Here is a 17,354-nt window from a genome sequence, read left to right as displayed (position 1 = left end):
TTTTTTTGTCCTAGCTTCTTTAAAAAAAGTACTACGGCATCCACTAAAACATCAGTATCTTTGTACTATGGGAATCATACGAGTTAACAACATACGCCTTTACACCAATCACGGCTGTTTGGAAGAAGAAGGAAAAATTGGCTCTGAATACAGAGTAGATTTAGAAATAAAAGCCGATTTACAAAAATCAGCACAGTCAGACGAATTAAAAGACACCGTTGATTACGTGCATTTAAATCACATCGTAAAAGAAGAAATGGCCATTCGTTCAAAGCTATTAGAGCACGTTGCCAAGCGAATTATCGATCGCATTTTTAACGAGTTACCTATGGTAACAGAAGCGGAGGTGAGCGTTGCCAAAATTAATCCACCTATTGGCGGTGATGTTGAGCAGGTAGTTATTGTTTTACAAGAGACGCGTAAAAACTAAAAAAACATTTGCATAAACTAAAATAAGGTGTAAATTTGCAGTCCTAATTCATTAGGTGTCGTGGCCGAGTGGCTAGGCAGTGGTCTGCAACACCATCTACAGCGGTTCGAATCCGCTCGACACCTCAAAAAATCCTGAAACCATCCGGTTTTCAGGATTTTTAGTTTTGTAGAGAATCCTTTTTACTATTGGTGTTTTTTGCTATCGACATCATCCTTCTTTGCCAGAGCACCTACACCGATCTTTTTTATTTTCCGCCCCCTTGCAAAGTACCGACTTAAACCTCGTATTTTTGATCTTAAACTACCGAGAAAGGTCAGGTTTTTAATCCTTTGAATTCTCTAAACTACTATGAAATATTTTACAGCGCTATGGGTCATTTTTTGTTTGGGTTGCGCAACGACCACTACAAAAAGTAACGACTTAGATTACAAATACTATTACTTGTCTATCGCCAAAGCAGATAGCTTACTTTTTGTTGGTAAAAATGAACAAGCCTATTTAATATTTGATAGCCTTTATAAAAAGTACGACTTTAGAAACGGGTTTAGAACCAACGAGTATTTTTACTATTTGATAAGTAAAGCCAACTCCAATAAAAAAATATCGAAAGCAGATCTGGAACGATGTTTTTCAACATATGGAATCCGAAAAAGAGCTGTACTCGCACACCCCATTTTAAAAGAAGCCTACCGTAAGTACAAAATTGAAACCAGCTATGAAAAACTCAAGAAGATGTATTTGGCAAGTGTCGACTTGAAGTTAAGAGCTCAAATGAGTGCCATGCTGGAACAAGACCAATATTACAGGTCAAACGAGGACAATCCCGATAAAATGAAACAGACAGACCTAGAAAATGAAAAAATACTTAAAAGTCTATTTGATAAAGAGATTTATCCGGATGAGCTGGTAGTCGGAAATTATCATATCGATAATTCCTTTTACGGTATCGAAACCCTTTTGTTACATCCCAACGACAGCAGTAGAACGACCTATTTTCTTCCTAAAATAAAAAAATTTGTAGCACGAGGAGTCTGTTCTCCGTATACCTATGCCCTCCTGGTTGATCAGATGTACATTTACAGAGGTGAAAATCAAATATACGGTACGTTTAGCGGTAGCAATTTGAGAAAAGAAGACTTTGCGAAGTACAATAAAAATAGAAGGGCATTAGATATAGGACTGCCTTCTATTCAATACGATGTTTGGAGACGTGAACGCTAAAATTTAGGAACATTACCGATCCCGCTGTGCACTTATCTTATACCTTTTTTAACGGGTATTCCTACCTTCCAAAACAACTGAGGTGAATTGACAATTTCAATAAATATCTGAAGGAACTATCTGTAACAATATTCAAATTAGGGATCAAAATTCGAATTAGTCTCTGTAATCGAAAGGTTTACCGATAATACACAACAAAGAATTACCATATAAAATACAGCATGTATTCCATCCATGTTCGTAGCTATTCTCCATAAGTCAACCAAAAAGTACTGCTCGACCTCCTTATTCTCGCTTATAATGAAGGTAGGTTTAAAGACTAGCCCCTAACCGATCAACAGTTGAACTATTGAACCCAAAAATTGCTTCACACCAGAAAAATAGTCTTGCAGGAATGCAGAACACAACTGAAAGCACTTGGGGTCTAATCTTTGTACACTAGCTACTGTCCTTTCTAAACTTGCAAGAAGTACCTCCACGATACCGCTTCTTTCAAAAATACTTCCTCCAATCCTGTTCGCTTTGGAATCTAAATCCTGACAAGCACCAAATAAGAATCAAAAATCTTAAACGTTTGCAAACGGTTTTTGGATTTCCTTAACAAAAAATTCACGAAAAATCACCATCTTTGTTCTTATGCGAATATACCCTATAGAAACTGGAAATTTCAAATTGGATGGTGGCGCCATGTTTGGCGTGGTTCCCAAATCTATTTGGCAACGCACCAATCCAGCAGATGGAAACAATATGATTGATATGGCGCTCCGCTGTATGCTTATCGAAGACGGTGATCGGTTGACCTTAATTGATACCGGACTAGGTAACAAACAATCAGACAAGTTTTTTGGGTATTACTTCCTTTTCGGAGACCATAGCCTTGACCGTTCGCTAGCACAATACGGATTTCACAGAGATGATATAACCGATGTTTTTTTAACGCATTTACACTTTGACCACTGCGGTGGTGTTATTCAGTGGAATGCCGATAAAACAGGATATATGCCCGCCTTTAAAAATGCCAAAGTTTGGAGTAACGACCGCCATTGGCAATGGGCGATTCAACCTAATGCGCGCGAAAAAGCCTCTTTTTTATCAGAAAACATTTTACCCATCGAACAAAATGGTCAATTGAATTTCGTACATCGAAATGCCAAAGACCAACTGGGATTTGATGTGATTTTTGTCGATGGCCATACGGAAAAGCAAATGCTCCCAAAACTCAATTACCAAGGAAAAACCATCGTATTTATGGCCGATTTACTCCCCACTGTAGGTCATATTCCACTCCCCTATGTTATGGGCTACGACACACGCCCGCTACTTACCATCAAAGAGAAACAAGTATTTTTAAACGAAGCTGCCGACAAGGAGTTTTACCTCTTTTTGGAACACGATGCACATAACGAATTGTGTACCGTACAACACACAGAAAAAGGCGTTCGTTTAAAGGAAAGTTATAAATTTACAGACATTTTTAATTAAGCAATTTTTAGGCCTGTAAACTAATAGTCTACAGGCCTAATAAATATCTTAACTTTTATAAATTAAAAATGGCGGCTTCCCTTTCCATCTTTTCTGGTTCTAGTACCAGATACCCAAAACTCGCCTCTACCATCTTCCCAAGCTTCATCATATTTATCCTTCAAAATGGCATCTTGTCCATTATCACCTCCCTTAATCGTTGTTTTCTCTTTCTTTGAAATTTTATAAACTTCTAATTCTTTTAAACTTTTCATAATTATTAATTATTTCTGTTAATAACGACGAATATAACTAAAAAAAACAATAATTTTACAATTGAACTAAAGACACTTTAATTTATGAAAATTTTGAAGCCCGCTTTTTATTCAGCAATGGCAATGACAGCCCTAGTAGGTTGTTCTTCAATCAGTAAAATTCCTGTTCCTGCAGGAAGCAATACCGCAATTAACATTCCTGCAAAAAAGGCACCTTTGACTGATTACCAAAAAGAAAATTGGCAACACCTAGACTTGGAAGCAGATTCTATTCCTGGAATGAGTGTAAACAGAGCTTATAAGTTTTTAGAAGGAAAGAAAAGTACACAGGTAATCGTTGGTGTAGTTGACAGTGGTACTGATTTAAAACACGAAGATTTAAAAGATGTTGCTTGGGTAAACGAAAAAGAAATCCCAGGAAACGGAATTGACGATGATAAAAACGGTTATGTTGACGATATTAACGGATGGAACTTCTTAGGAAAATCGTACAAAGAACACTTAGAGTACGAGCGTATCTTAATGAACCCATCTCTTGCTGATGCCGAAACTTTAGCTGAAGTTAAAGCCTACCAAGCTAAAAAAGTAAACGAAGCTAAAAAAACAAAAGAATCATATGCTAATTATTTAATTGGATGTGAGGAATCAGCAAAAGCTTTAAAAAAGCACTTCGGTTCAGATAAATACACCTTGAAAGACATCAAGTCTGTAAAGACTACAGACCCAAAATTAGAACAAGCTGTTAGTTTTTCAACACAAATGTTCTCTTATTTTTCAAACTTAGACGAAGCAACTGAGTACTTCAAAAAAGGGATTGAAGGTGCTGAAAAAACTATCAAGGGAGAAAACCTTAAAACAAACTACCGTGAAGTAGTAGGTGACAATGCATACGATATCAATGACAAGCCAGGATCAGGTGATGGTAACACAGGACACTCTGAAGTTGGTGAAGCTCACGGATCACACGTATCAGGAATCATCGGAGCTACTCGTAACAACAATAAAGGAATGGATGGAGTTGCTAATAATGTAAAAATTATGGCAGTGCGTTCTGTTTCTGACGGAGATGAGTACGATAAAGATGTAGCTTTAGGAATTCGTTATGCTGTTGACAACGGTGCTAAAGTAATCAACACGAGTTTTGGTAAGGCCTTCTCTCCAAACAAAGAGTGGGTTTACGACGCTATCAAATACGCTGCAAAACACGATGTGTTAATCGTAAATGCTGCTGGTAACGACGGTAAAGATATCGATGTTGAAAAAACATTCCCGAACGATGCTCCAGACTTACAAAATGAAGTTGCTGACAACTTCTTAACGGTAGGAGCTATGAGTGCTAAGTACAACGAAGAATTACCTGCTGGTTTCTCTAACTACGGTAAGAAAAACGTAGACGTATTCGCTCCTGGTGTACAAATCTATTCAACAACTCCAGAAAACGAGTACAAGAAATTTAACGGTACGTCAATGGCATCTCCAAATGCTGCTGGTGTTGCTGCCTTAATCCGTTCGTACTATCCAAAATTAACCGCGAGTCAAGTAAAGCACATCTTAATGAACTCAGGTACAAAAATTGACTTCGACGTATTGAAGCCAGGTACTGGAGGACGTGGTGCAAAACCTTTAATGGTTCCTTTTGCTGACTTATCTGTTTCAGGTCGTGTAGTAAACGCTTACAATGCAGTTCGCATGGCTGATAGAATGGTGAACGGTAGAAAGTAAAAACCAAATAATTCACTATATTTGAAAAGAGCATTTTAAAATGCTCTTTTTTTTTAACTTATTAGCAAATGAAAAAATTTTTATTAGGGGTAAGTTTGCTTTCTATAATTGCTTGTGCTTCTGCTAAGCAACAGCAAAACAACCCAATTCAGCAATCATCAACTGCCAACAACTATTGGCAACAACACGCTGACTACACGATGGACATCGATGTAGATGTCAAAAAATTTCAGTACAAAGGAGTTCAAAAATTGGTCTATACCAACAATTCTCCTGACGTATTAAACAACGTGTACTACCACCTGTATTTCAACGCCTTCCAACCCAACTCACAAATGGATGTGCGCTCGAGAAACATCCAAGATCCAGACAAACGCGTAAAAGATCGCATCAGTAAATTAAAGCCTTCTGAAATTGGTTATATCAAGGTGAAGAGTCTTAAACAGAACGGAAAAGCGGTATCCTATGAAACCGTAGGAACCATTTTAGAAGTACAACTCAACCAGCCTATTCAACCTGGTGAAAGCGTTACTTTTGATATGCTCTTTGATGCACAAGTACCGAATCAAATCCGTCGTTCTGGAAGAAATAGTTCCGAAGGAGTTGCCTTTTCAATGACCCAATGGTATCCAAAAATGGCAGAATACGATTTTGAAGGTTGGCATACACCTCCGTATATCGGAAGAGAATTTCACGGTGTTTGGGGTAATTTTGACGTAACCTTACACATCGACAAAGCCTATACAGTAGGAGGAACCGGTTACCTACAAAACCCACAAAATGTAGGACATGGTTATGAGAAAAAAGGCGAAAAAGTAAAGCAACCAAAAGGTAAAAAACTTACATGGCACTTTAAAGCTCCCAATGTACACGACTTTACTTGGGCAGCAGACCCTGAGTACATTCACGATACTTTGACTATGGACAACGGTATTGTATTACACTTCTTGTACAAAGAAACCCTCGATGCTAAGTATTTGGAAAACTGGAAAAAGTTACCAGCTAAAACAGCAGAGTTGATGGAGTATTTTAGCAAACACGTAGGACAATACCCTTACAAACAGTATTCTGTAATGCAAGGAGGTGACGGTGGAATGGAGTATGCTATGTGTACCTTAATTACCGGAAAGCGCAGCTGGGGAAGTTTGTTTGGAGTAACTGCACACGAATTGGCCCACACCTGGTTCCAGTTTTTACTCGCAACCAACGAAACCAAACACCCGTGGATGGATGAAGGATTTACTACCTACATCTCTAACAAGGCAGAAAATGAGATCATGAATCTCAACAAAACAAACCCACACAAAGGTTCGTACCAATATTATAATTACGTAGTTCGCAACAACGCTGAAGAACCACTAACTACCCACGCTGACCGTTACCACACGAACATGGCCTACGGAATGGGTAGCTACTCAAAAGGAAGTATCTTCCTGTACCAGTTAGAGTACATTATCGGAGAAGAAAACGTCGCTAAGACATTGTTAAAATACTTCCGTGATTTTTCATTCAAGCACCCTACGCCAAACGATATCAAAAGAACAGCCGAAAAAGTTTCAGGTATTCACCTCGATTGGTATTTAAACGAATGGACTCAAACAACACATACTATCGACTACGGTGTTAAAAGCGTAAACGGTAAGGAAATCACTTTGGAGCGTATCGGAACGATGCCGATGCCTATCGATGTTGAGGTTACCTATACCGATGGTAAAAAAGAACAGTTTACCATTCCGCTACGCATGATGAGAGGCGCAAAACCAACGGAAGGAACCACCTTAACCGATTGGACTTTTGCCCACCCTACCTATACCTTTAATGCTGCCAAAGCAGTAAAATCTGTCAGTATTGACCCTTCACAACGAATGGCCGACATAAACATGGACAACAATACCTTTGAGGTAACTAAATAAAAAGAAAGGGAAGCAATTGCTTCCCTTTTTTATTGCTTTGCTAGTATTTTTTGTAGTTCTGAAGGACTGTAGCCCGTTTGCTTTTTTACAAACAAGCTAAAATTGGAAGGACTGTCAAAATTGTAGTGATAAGCCACCTCCTTTATATTGGTTTCTTTAAAGACCAAGTCTCTTTTTATTTCGAGTAACAGCGCTTTATGAATAAACTTCAACGGAGTTATACCGAAACTTTCCTTGACCAATTCAGTCAATTTTTTAGTACTTACCCGCAGGGCATCTGCATACTCATTAACAGACCACGCGTTTAGTTTCTCATCGACCAATTCCGTAAATGCCACTGCCGTTTTACTCAAAATAGCCGGTGTTTGCTGCTGTGACTTTAAACAGCTATCCAAGTCGTACAACAAGGTGGCCAATAAGTGTTTTGACATCGCATGCGCATGTGGATTAGGCTGCTGCTGTATTTCCTGAATCATAAATACCCATTGTAACATTTTAGCACTGAGCACCTCATCATTCTCGTAGATTACCTTGTTTGTTTTGTGATAGGCCAACATATCCAAGTCTTTTAACAAGACTGTATTAAGTGCCTCATGGGTAAACTGCACCAAATATCCATCGGCGTTCTCCAAGCGTTTTACCAAATGAATTTGTCGGGGTTTGATAAAATAACAACTAAAATCTTCAATAGCACTGCTTTCAAAATCGATCAACTGATCGCCTCCCCCCTGGACAAAAAACAACATTTCAAAATAGCTATGCCTGTGAATCTTGTGATAATCATAAGGATTCCTATACGAGATACGTTCTACATTCACGGCGAATTCAAGACCGATATCATGGATGGGGATTTGCTGTTTCGACTTCATAAGTACAAGCGTAAATTAATAACTATTCCTCTTTTTTTCATAAGCACAACAGCCATCGCTGACTGTACATTTGTGCAGTACGAAAATATAAAACAAGTATAATGAAAAAATTTATGTTACTCTTAGCAGTTGCTTTTAGCTTTCAATTGAGTATTGCCCAAAGCACTTGGAAAGTAGACAAAGCACACTCGTCTATCAGTTTTTCAGTATCGCATTTTATGATATCGGAAGTTACCGGAAATTTCAAACAGTTCGATATCGAAGCTACCGCGGGAGCTCAGTTCGAAAACCCTAGTTTCGACGTCAGTATCGCTGCCGGAAGTATTGACACCAACCAAGGAGGACGAGATAACCACCTAAAAGCTCCTGATTTTTTTGATGTAAAAAACCACGCTCAAATTACCTTTAAAAGTGAAAGTTTTACAGCTGGTGAAAACGGAACTTTTACAACCAAAGGAACCATCACCATCAAAGGAGTGCGTAAAGAAGTCGTTTTTAAAGGAAAGTTAAACGGTGTAATTAAAGGTCGTAACGGAAAACACAAGGCCGGACTGAAGTTGACAACACAAATAAAAAGAGAAGATTTTAACTTAGGTAAAGGAATGACTCCTATTGGAAAAGACGTTACTGTAACTGTTCATCTAGAAATGAACCAACAATAAAAATTCCCTCTCTCAAGTTTCTTGAGTGACTAAAAAAGGCAAAAGCAGTTCGTGCTTTTGCCTTTTGTCATTTTTGCACGTATCTTTAGCAATCATGAAAGAAATTACCCTTGAATTCTCACCCTATGCCCTAATTGATATCCTGTCTATTTGTACGGCATTTACCTTAGGATTACTGTTTTTTAGTACCCCCTCAAAAAATAAAAAAGCAACAGTATTCCTCGGTTTATTTTTGTGGTCATTAATGCTCGAAGTGGTTGATAGCTTTAAAGAAATACTAGTCCCAAGCTTTGAACTCTACCTTCAAACAACCTGGTTTACCCTTCCGTTACTCGTTATCTATGTTCAACAAACGTTGTTTAAGCGTTGGCAGAGGTGGCACAGTTTACTCTTTGTTCCCGGAATACTTGCAAATGGCATCGGCATAGCTCCCTCATTTCCTGCAATCCTAGAATATTTGTACAACTTGGGAATACTCGGATACCTGTGGATGCTCATAAGTAACCATCAAAAAGACGTAGCCAACTATTATTCTGATCTCGAAAATAAGAGTTTGGTATGGCTTAAAACCATCATCTATATTTTTATCGCCTTTCATTTACTGTGGATAGTAGAAGACCTCATCGGATTCCAATTTGAAACCGTGGCGGGCTACTTTGCCTACCTCTCGAACCTGGGAACCTATTTTATGATTTTTTGGATTGGCTACAACGGATTTTCACAACCCGAAATCTTCGCTACCGAACTCTTTTCCGTTAGCCCTAACTCAAAAAAAGACAGCAATACCGAAACTGCGGCCGATCGCGAAAAATACCTCAAGCTGGTTCGCTGTATAGAAGAACGAGAATTGTATCGCAATTCCAATCTCAACCTAAAAAGCCTCTCAGAAGCGGTAGACATCAGAGAAAAAGAGCTTTCCAAACTCATCAACACCTACGCGAATACCAATTTTTATCACTTTATCAATACCTTTCGTGTCGAAACCGTAAAACAACTCCTCACTTCCGATAAGGCTGTACAACTTTCTATCCTAGGATTGGCAACAGAAGCCGGTTTCAGCTCGAAGTCAACCTTTTACGCAGCCTTTAAAAACATAGAAGGCTGTACCCCTAAACAGTATCAAAAACGCCAACAAACGTCCGACTAACGTCTACTCGGACTTTTTCACAGCAGCTATACATACTTTTGGATATACTTTTGCGATTGTCAGTATATCACCCATAAATTCTTAAAAGTATGTTACAAAAATTTACCTGGTGTTTCGCCATCATCTCCTTTGTCTCTTTTTACGCTTGTTCAGACAGCAACTCCAACACCTCACCGAGCAACAACACTAGTTCCTTAGTGGAATACCTTAAAGCCAATGCCGATTTCGTTCATGAAATCAACGGATTTTACATCGTAGGTAGTGCTCAAAAACCGGGAAGTCCGGAAACGACTCCCGGAACTACGGGAAAAGAAATATTTGACCACAGCGTTCGCTTGTTCAGTAATTTCTTGGACCAGGATAACGACGGAGTCATCGATGCTGACAAAAAACAACTCAACAAAGACCTCGCTGCAAAACTCCTATTCATCTCAGGTCCACTTACTATGGTCGACAAGATTTCCGAATCGACCCAAGTAAACGCCAAGGGACTCTACGGCATGTCCATGCAAACCAATCATTGGCCTTATATCAAAGACTACAATGGTAAAGGTTGGACGGTAAGCAAGTTAGAATCCTCAACGTGGCGTCCGCCTAATTTTAATGCCCTGTGGGAAGAAACCTTTCACACCATTACCGAAGCCTATAGCCGAACCGATCAGAGCTTCCGATTTACTACGGGTGGCGCTCTACGCACACACATGGACAAAGATATTCAAGCAAAAACCTACGATATCTCAGAACAGAATGCCGCGGAAAACGGAAACTACGATAAGGTTACTGCCGTTAACGAATACATTCATCAAATTTGGGCCATCGCTTATGCCGGACAAGAAGTTGCTTTAAACACCCATCAAAAGGCCGCTTTAGCGTTTATGAAAACTAAAAACGTTCCGATGAAGTTAGTCCCTAACTACGCACACAAAATAGGAAAAACCATAAAATAAGCCCATGAAAATTGCACTATACAACACCCTAGGTGCCTTGTTATTTCTCTTAGGAACCAGCGCCTGTACCGATACTACTCCTGAAGGTCCCATAGCCCCAGGCAAAGACCCTAACTTTAAAATCGTCGCGAATACCGATGCCGGCATGAACCAATTTAACAGAAAGGTCGTTGTGTTTGGAATCGATATTTACGCAGCTCCAAAGGTCGAAGACAGCAAGCTCCTGCACGCCGCCAATGTTATGGCTCAATACCTCGACAACAATGCCGACGGTACCCCCGACAACCTACTAGTTGTCGAAAAAATGGTTGCTAACAAAGCCTTCTTATTTCTCTGGAAATCTCAAGGAGATATGGGAGCCCCACCGGCAGGGAGGTTAGGTCAAGACCTCGGAAACGACGAAACCAATCCGAATTATGTACAACAAGGTAAAACAGGCCGATTTGATGCCAGTTTAGAAGAAGTATGGCACCTCATTACCCATGCTGGTTACGCCTATGCCTATCCTAGTATTTTTGGAGAACAGCAAGGAACCACCTTGACAAATGCCATGGACAAGGCCCGAGGAGGTAGCTTTACCTCAATTCCCAATCCGTATCCTACAGGAGCTTGGTATACCTATGACGACACTACTTGTACCTACAACTGTCAAGCCACAGAATACTTTTATTGGGCCATGACCTCTATTTTAGGAGCTCAGACCAATAGAGCTGCCGACATTGAAAACGAATGGAAACTCAATACCAAAGCGAAGGTAGCACAAACGGATACTGCCATTTACGCGTTGCTAACCACCCCTCGCTATCAATTACCACAGGTACTTCCTAACGGGAAATACAAGCAATAAATATCCGAGCTTCTCATAAAATTCCTATGCCCTACACTGGGTATCCCTTCTTACAACACTGAGTAAAGCTGAAAAACCTCAGTGTTCGCGCCATCGAACACTGGGGTTCTCTGATAAAAATCAACTCAAGCATGTATTGCTACTGCAAAAGGATGTGGTAAGGCCATTTGGCTCAACTATTTTCACTAATTTTGCACTTCAATTCTTAAGAAAATGTCAGAAGAAAAGAAATCATTAAACTTTATTGAGCAAATCATCGAAGACGATTTAAACAATGGAATGCCACAAGAGCATTTGCGTTTTCGATTTCCTCCTGAGCCGAATGGGTATTTACACATTGGGCATACAAAAGCCATCGGAATTAGCTTTGGATTAGGAGAGCAGTACCAAGCACCTGTAAACCTTCGTTTCGACGATACAAACCCTGCTAAAGAAGAACAAGAATACGTAGACGCTATCAAACGCGACGTAGCTTGGTTGGGGTATCAATGGGAAAACGAATGTTACTCTTCTGACTATTTCCAGCAGTTATACGATTGGGCTGTACTCTTAATTAAGGATGGTAAGGCCTATGTTGATTCACAGTCATCAGAAGCCATGGCTACTCAAAAAGGAACTCCTACTGAACCTGGAGTTGCTGGTCCGTACAGAGACCGCAGTGTAGCGGAAAACCTAGACCTATTCACTCGTATGAAAGCTGGTGAATTTGATGAAGGAACACACGTATTACGCGCAAAAATAGACATGACCTCTCCAAACATGTTGATGAGAGATCCTATCATGTACCGAATTTTAAAGAAAACTCACCACAGAACCGGAGATGACTGGGTTATTTACCCTATGTACGACTGGACCCATGGTGAAAGTGATTATATCGAACAAATTTCACATTCTTTGTGCTCCTTAGAATTTAAACCGCACCGTGAACTGTACAATTGGTTCCGCGATCAGGTTTATCCTTTAAGCAAAGAACAATATCCTCTTGCTCCTAAACAACGTGAATTTTCGCGTTTAAACCTCAGCTACACCGTAATGAGTAAGCGTAAGCTTATGAAGCTCGTAGAAGAAGGTGTTGTGGCAGGATGGGACGATCCGAGAATGCCAACCATTTCTGGATTGCGCAGAAGAGGATATACCCCAGCATCAATTCGCAACTTTATCCAAACTGTTGGAGTTTCAAAACGTGAAAATGTGATTGATGTGGCCTTATTGGAATTTAAAGTCCGTGAGGACCTTAATAAAATTGCCAACAGAGTCATGGGGGTTTTAAACCCAGTAAAATTGGTCATCACGAATTACCCAGCAGGTCAAGAAGAAATCTTAATCGCTGAAAACAATCCGGAAGATGAAACTGCTGGATCACGTGAAATTCCTTTTTCTGGAGAACTCTACATCGAAAGAGAAGACTTTAAAGAAGAAGCGAACCGCAAGTACTTCCGCCTGTCTATCGGTAAAGAAGTTCGACTTAAAAACGGATACATCATCAAAGGAGAAAGCTGCGTAAAAGACAGCGAAGGAAACATTACAGAAATCCACTGTACCTACGACCCTTTGAGTAAATCAGGAAGCGGTACCGAAGAAAGTAAGCGCAAAGTAAAAGGAACCTTACACTGGGTGTCTATCAAACACGCGGAAAAAGCAGAAGTACGCATTTACGACCGCCTATTCTCTGACGAGGCACCAGACAGTCATAAAGACAAAGACTTTATGGAGTTCTTAAACCCAAATTCTTTGGATGTTATCGAAGCATTTGTAGAACCAAGTTTAAAATCGGCAGCTAAAGGAGCCCAATTCCAATTCCAGCGATTGGGGTACTTCAACGTTGACGATGACAGCAGTGAAACGGCACTCGTTTTTAATAAAACGGTTGGCCTTCGCGACACTTGGTCAAAGAAAAATAAATAATAAATAAAAAGCCGCTAATTTTACAGTTAGCGGCTTTTTTTATTTATTCGATAATCATCGTTTCATTGTCTACCCAGTTGGCGCGAAGCTTCAGTATTTTTTGGAAGTATTCTACGCGTTCCGGCTGTTGTCTTTTCAAATAATTTCCGGTATCCCACCTTCCGTTTTTGTTGTCGTCCACGATAACTCTAATCAAGTAATCCTTTGGTTCTAACAAGGTATAATTAACGGTTTTTGTACTGTTGATTACACGCTGATCTATCACCTCATCCCCATCTATTAACTCGACTAACAATTGGTGATTATTTGCATTGGAAACATTAAAAATAATGGTTCCGTAATCTTCTGGTTCAAGAGTTCCAAACTGGTACTTAATGGTATCCGTTTTACAGGTATAAATATCCTCTAATGCATCCGGTAGCATCTGGAAACTGTATTCATTCGACGGTTTCTTATCAAACAATACCGCTAATTTCGTGTGGCGTAGCTGTGCTATGCGATATTTCACAGGTAACGTATCTCTGTCTACCAATGAAATTTTACTCGTATCAATGGCCACAATAGGGTTGTTCGCCTCTAATATCAACGTGTCTTTTAAATTCAGAATGCGTTTTATCTTCGAAGTTACTCGCAACGAATCTATCTTTTTCTTGCGCAGTCGTACGGTAACTGTATCTGTAAAATCTCGATGTTCTATTGCAAATTGCAACGAATCTTTCACATTGGGAGTATACCAATAATTCAGCGTATCTCGTTTTTCGTCAAAAGCAGCAATGGCTTTAAAATCGGCTGGCACCTGTGACAATAGGCGAGCCTTAAAGTCGGCTTTGTTGCCCTGAAAACCAAAGCGTATCTTTCCCTTGAACAACTCTTTCGGACGCTTTAGTTTAAACGGTTGCTTTTCTGTAAACAACACGATTTCTTTGGCTAAAATACTATCTTGTGGCAGGTGTAAGGTATCAGAAAGAAATCCAATTTGATCAACTTTAGGATTAAATTTGTAATCATTTCCCTTATCCTTTAACGCAATCATCAAATACTTACCTTCTCGGATATTACTAAACTCAAAATCGGTAGAATCTAAGGTATTGGAAACGTAATCAGGTTTCTTCTTATAAACAATAGAATCGTTAAAATCGCGGTCGTAACGATACAAGAACACTCCGATATTCGAAAACTTCTTTTGTCTGAATGCGGGTTTAACAGCTCCCTTTACTTTCAATGAATCGATGTAAGTCCCGGTTGAAAACACGTATTTAAAACTCTCCAGAGTATTGCCTTCGTTGTTATCGCGTATCGCATTCCCGAAATTAATCGTATAGGTAGTATTCTCCTTGAGCGTATCCATGATTTTGATGGAAATATACTTGCTGGGAGTTCCTTGTGGTGTGATGATTAAAGGCGTTTTAACCGGTGGTGAAACAACCAATTGCTTCGTCAACTCTTTTAAGGTGATATACTCATCAAAGTAAATTCGTATGTTCTTCTCCTTAAATTCTAAGGTTTCGTATGGCGGATTCGCCGTTACCATAATTGGAGCTGTTTCGTCTTTGGGACCACCTTCTGGTCGTCCCACCCTTGCACAACTGGATATGATACTGGCAAAAACCATCGCGTAAACTATGTTTGTTATCTTCACAAATATTCAATTTATAAGGCATGTCAAAAGTACTAAAATAAAGGCATCAAAACTATTCCTTTGGCGTATATGCCATAGTACAAATACTAATTTTACGAACGCCCACCTTATATAATTGCTCACAACAATTAAGTAACGTAGCACCTGTGGTAATCACGTCATCTACCAGCAAAATATGGGCGTCACGTAACAACGCATGCTCTTCACAAGTAAAAAGGGTATCGCTATTAGAAAATCGTTCAAAGCGTTTTAATATTGTTTGGGAGGAACGCGTAGAGACTCTTTTTAACACTTTTGTAAGATATACAACCCCTAAAGTCCTCGCCAAGACGGTTCCAAACGCAGTCACTTGGTTGTATCCTCGCTCTTTTAGTCGCCTGGAGTGCAAAGGCACTGGCATTACGGCTGTAACGCTTTCAAACAAGTGTTGTTCCTGCAATTGCATCACGACTCTTTTAGCTAGCCATGTCCCTATGGCCTCTTGACCGCGATACTTCAATGCGTGAATTAAAGACTGTGAAGGCGTCGCTTTCCTAAAATACATATAACTCGAAATCTGTTCAATTACTGCGCTTCCGTAAAAAGTACTTTGTAACATTTTTTGATGGTACTCGTCATAAGGAATAGGAACCACTTGATGATTGCACTCGAGACACAAGAATTTTTCACCTGTAACTAAAGGTATTGAGCAGTGCACACACAAATTAGGAAAAAAAATATGGAATATATCTTTTAAAAATTGCATCTTTACTAGCAGTTTTTACCTTGAAAATTAAGAAAAAAATTAAGAAATTACACTTTGGAAAGCAAATTCAGTTTTTTTAAAGAGGCTGTAAAAAATTACAAAACCTCGGGAACCTTAGTTCCAAGTTCGCGCTTTTTAGCCAATAGAATGTTAAAGCCTATCGATTTTGACAAGGCAGATGTCATTGTTGAATTGGGGCCTGGTGATGGAGCCATTACCAAGGTCATACTCGAAAAACTACAACCGCATACCAAATTAATTTGCTTTGAAATCAATCCTATTTTCTTAAAAGAACTCGAAAAAATAACGCATCCTCAGCTCATATTGCTAAACGAATCTGCTGAAAACCTCGAGGAACACCTAAAAACATTTGGATTTACACAGGCCAATTACATTGTTTCAAGCCTCCCATTAACCATTATTCCCAAAAAGATATCACACAGTATTTTGAGCGCTTGCTACGCAGTACTCAAGCAGCGAGGCTTGTTTATTCAATACCAATACAGCCTTACCTACTTCAAAAAACTCAAGCTCGTATTCGGTAAAAACATCACCTTGGACTTTGAAACTTTGAATTTTCCTCCGGCATTTGTGTATAAATGTCTTAAAAAATAGTATTTTAGCCACGAACTCATTTAGTTTGTTCATCATAATTCCCCTTTGATGATGGTTGGCAGAAAAATAAAACATAAAGGGCTCGTAGCCTTTTTACTCTTTTTAGTAATAGTTATTGGGCTTTTAGCCTATCAGAATGCGCGAGACTTTTCGCAGCTGAAAAGCGCTTTTGATACCGAGAAAGCAGAACTTGAAAAAGACTTAGACAAGGTAATCACCAACTATCAAAACATCATTGCTGAAAACCACGATTATTCCGATAAATTAGAAGTACACCTTACCAGAGTTGTGGCTTTGCGAGACAGTATTCGCGATTTAGAAGCCAAAAATTACCGCTTGTTACGCGTTTACAAAAAGAAAATCGGTGTTTTAGAAGAGCAGAATGCCAAGCTCATGTCAAAAATAGACTCTTTAAACGCGATCAATCAAGAGTTGTATACCGAAAACGACAGTGTAAGAGAAGTACTCAACGAGACCGAAGAGCTGAACACCAAACTGTCAAGAAACAACAAAATATTAGAGCGAAAAGTAGCTTCTGCAGAGCAACTTGAAATTGCCAATATCGACTTCAATGCCATGAAACCCCGTGGAAGCTCACGATTGACAACCACGTATCGCTCCTGGAAGGCTACCGCCTTTAAAGTCAGCTTTGATCTCTTGGAAAACAAAGTCATTGACAAGGGACAGAAACCCATACACGTTCAATTGTTAGGGCCCGACAAAAAAGTTATTGCTCCAAAGGGTAAGATTCGATTAAAAAATGGTAAATTACTATCGTATAGCGATATAATTTCTGCCGAGTATTACAACGAACAGGTTCGCGTAATGTCTTTGGTTAAAATCGAAAAAGGATCTATTCAAGAAGGAGCGTATACCGCTCGTATCTTTGCCAACAAAATATTTATCACTGAATCAACTATCAAATTAAAATAACCCTCTTAAAAATCCCCTAC

Annotated in this window: 16 protein-coding genes and 1 tRNA gene; 13 read left to right on the top strand and 4 right to left on the bottom strand. The window is 39.4% G+C overall.

Annotation, left to right across the window (positions count from 1 at the left end; translation table 11 throughout):
- Positions 1-67 precede the first annotated feature (67 nt).
- The 4 genes from folB (at position 68) to ACXAG7_RS04100 (ending at position 3,136) form a co-directional block, all read left to right on the top strand.
- Positions 68-430: a dihydroneopterin aldolase gene (gene folB, locus ACXAG7_RS04115; protein ID WP_408041914.1), complete on the top strand. Its 363-nt coding sequence runs from the start codon at positions 68-70 to the stop codon at positions 428-430.
- Positions 431-484: 54 nt separating this feature from the next.
- Positions 485-555 (top strand) — tRNA-Cys (locus tag ACXAG7_RS04110).
- 226 nt (positions 556-781) lie between these two features.
- Positions 782-1,654 (top strand): hypothetical protein, encoded by an 873-nt coding sequence (locus ACXAG7_RS04105; protein WP_476666055.1) that lies wholly within the window; start codon positions 782-784, stop codon positions 1,652-1,654.
- 636 nt (positions 1,655-2,290) lie between these two features.
- Positions 2,291-3,136: an MBL fold metallo-hydrolase gene (locus ACXAG7_RS04100; protein ID WP_408041912.1), complete on the top strand. Its 846-nt coding sequence runs from the start codon at positions 2,291-2,293 to the stop codon at positions 3,134-3,136.
- Positions 3,137-3,198: 62 nt separating this feature from the next.
- On the opposite strand, the gene ACXAG7_RS04095 is transcribed toward ACXAG7_RS04100, so the two are convergent.
- The gene (locus ACXAG7_RS04095) at positions 3,199-3,390 is read right to left on the bottom strand and encodes a hypothetical protein (protein WP_476666054.1); all 192 of its coding nucleotides are present in this window, start codon (positions 3,388-3,390) and stop codon (positions 3,199-3,201) included.
- An 84-nt stretch (positions 3,391-3,474) separates the two neighbouring features.
- On the opposite strand from ACXAG7_RS04095, the gene ACXAG7_RS04090 reads away from it, so the two are divergent.
- On the top strand, positions 3,475-5,112 hold the full coding sequence (locus ACXAG7_RS04090; protein WP_476666053.1) for a S8 family peptidase: 1,638 nt from the start codon (positions 3,475-3,477) through the stop codon (positions 5,110-5,112).
- A 68-nt stretch (positions 5,113-5,180) separates the two neighbouring features.
- Positions 5,181-7,025, top strand: a complete 1,845-nt coding sequence (locus ACXAG7_RS04085) for a M1 family metallopeptidase (RefSeq protein ID WP_408041910.1) — start codon at positions 5,181-5,183, stop codon at positions 7,023-7,025.
- A 29-nt stretch (positions 7,026-7,054) separates the two neighbouring features.
- Here the strand turns inward: ACXAG7_RS04085 and ACXAG7_RS04080 are convergent, their stop codons facing one another.
- The gene (locus ACXAG7_RS04080) at positions 7,055-7,894 is read right to left on the bottom strand and encodes a helix-turn-helix transcriptional regulator (RefSeq protein WP_476666052.1); all 840 of its coding nucleotides are present in this window, start codon (positions 7,892-7,894) and stop codon (positions 7,055-7,057) included.
- Positions 7,895-7,995: 101 nt separating this feature from the next.
- Here ACXAG7_RS04080 and ACXAG7_RS04075 point away from each other — a divergent pair, with 101 nt between their 5' ends.
- The 5 genes from ACXAG7_RS04075 (at position 7,996) to ACXAG7_RS04055 (ending at position 13,402) form a co-directional block, all read left to right on the top strand.
- Positions 7,996-8,556 carry a YceI family protein gene (locus ACXAG7_RS04075; RefSeq protein WP_476666051.1) on the top strand — a complete coding sequence of 187 codons (561 nt, stop codon included), beginning with the start codon at positions 7,996-7,998 and terminating at the stop codon, positions 8,554-8,556.
- Between the two features lie 94 nt (positions 8,557-8,650).
- Positions 8,651-9,703: a helix-turn-helix domain-containing protein gene (locus ACXAG7_RS04070; protein ID WP_476666050.1), complete on the top strand. Its 1,053-nt coding sequence runs from the start codon at positions 8,651-8,653 to the stop codon at positions 9,701-9,703.
- A gap of 89 nt (positions 9,704-9,792) precedes the next feature.
- Positions 9,793-10,650, top strand: a complete 858-nt coding sequence (locus tag ACXAG7_RS04065; protein ID WP_476666049.1) for a hypothetical protein — start codon at positions 9,793-9,795, stop codon at positions 10,648-10,650.
- Positions 10,651-10,654: 4 nt separating this feature from the next.
- Positions 10,655-11,497: a hypothetical protein gene (locus ACXAG7_RS04060; RefSeq protein WP_476666048.1), complete on the top strand. Its 843-nt coding sequence runs from the start codon at positions 10,655-10,657 to the stop codon at positions 11,495-11,497.
- Between the two features lie 213 nt (positions 11,498-11,710).
- The gene (locus tag ACXAG7_RS04055) at positions 11,711-13,402 is read left to right on the top strand and encodes a glutamine--tRNA ligase/YqeY domain fusion protein (protein ID WP_476666047.1); all 1,692 of its coding nucleotides are present in this window, start codon (positions 11,711-11,713) and stop codon (positions 13,400-13,402) included.
- 43 nt (positions 13,403-13,445) lie between these two features.
- On the opposite strand, the gene ACXAG7_RS04050 is transcribed toward ACXAG7_RS04055, so the two are convergent.
- Both ACXAG7_RS04050 and ACXAG7_RS04045 read right to left on the bottom strand, forming a co-directional pair.
- Complete coding sequence (locus ACXAG7_RS04050; RefSeq protein ID WP_476666046.1) at positions 13,446-15,041, bottom strand: Ig-like domain-containing domain; 1,596 nt, start codon at positions 15,039-15,041, stop codon at positions 13,446-13,448.
- 52 nt (positions 15,042-15,093) lie between these two features.
- Positions 15,094-15,639 (bottom strand): ComF family protein, encoded by a 546-nt coding sequence (locus ACXAG7_RS04045; protein WP_476666045.1) that lies wholly within the window; start codon positions 15,637-15,639, stop codon positions 15,094-15,096.
- A gap of 201 nt (positions 15,640-15,840) precedes the next feature.
- Between ACXAG7_RS04045 and ACXAG7_RS04040 the strand changes: the two genes are divergently transcribed.
- The gene (locus tag ACXAG7_RS04040) at positions 15,841-16,401 is read left to right on the top strand and encodes a class I SAM-dependent methyltransferase (protein WP_476666044.1); all 561 of its coding nucleotides are present in this window, start codon (positions 15,841-15,843) and stop codon (positions 16,399-16,401) included.
- A gap of 48 nt (positions 16,402-16,449) precedes the next feature.
- A complete protein-coding gene (locus tag ACXAG7_RS04035) occupies positions 16,450-17,334 on the top strand; it encodes a hypothetical protein (protein WP_476666043.1) in 885 nt (294 codons plus the stop codon).
- Positions 17,335-17,354: the final 20 nt, after the last annotated feature.

The sequence above is a fragment of the Tenacibaculum sp. AWR4_210 genome, assembly GCF_056160945.1.
The sequence above is the reverse complement of the archived record's forward strand: the minus strand, read 5'-3'. Positions and strand labels throughout refer to the sequence as shown.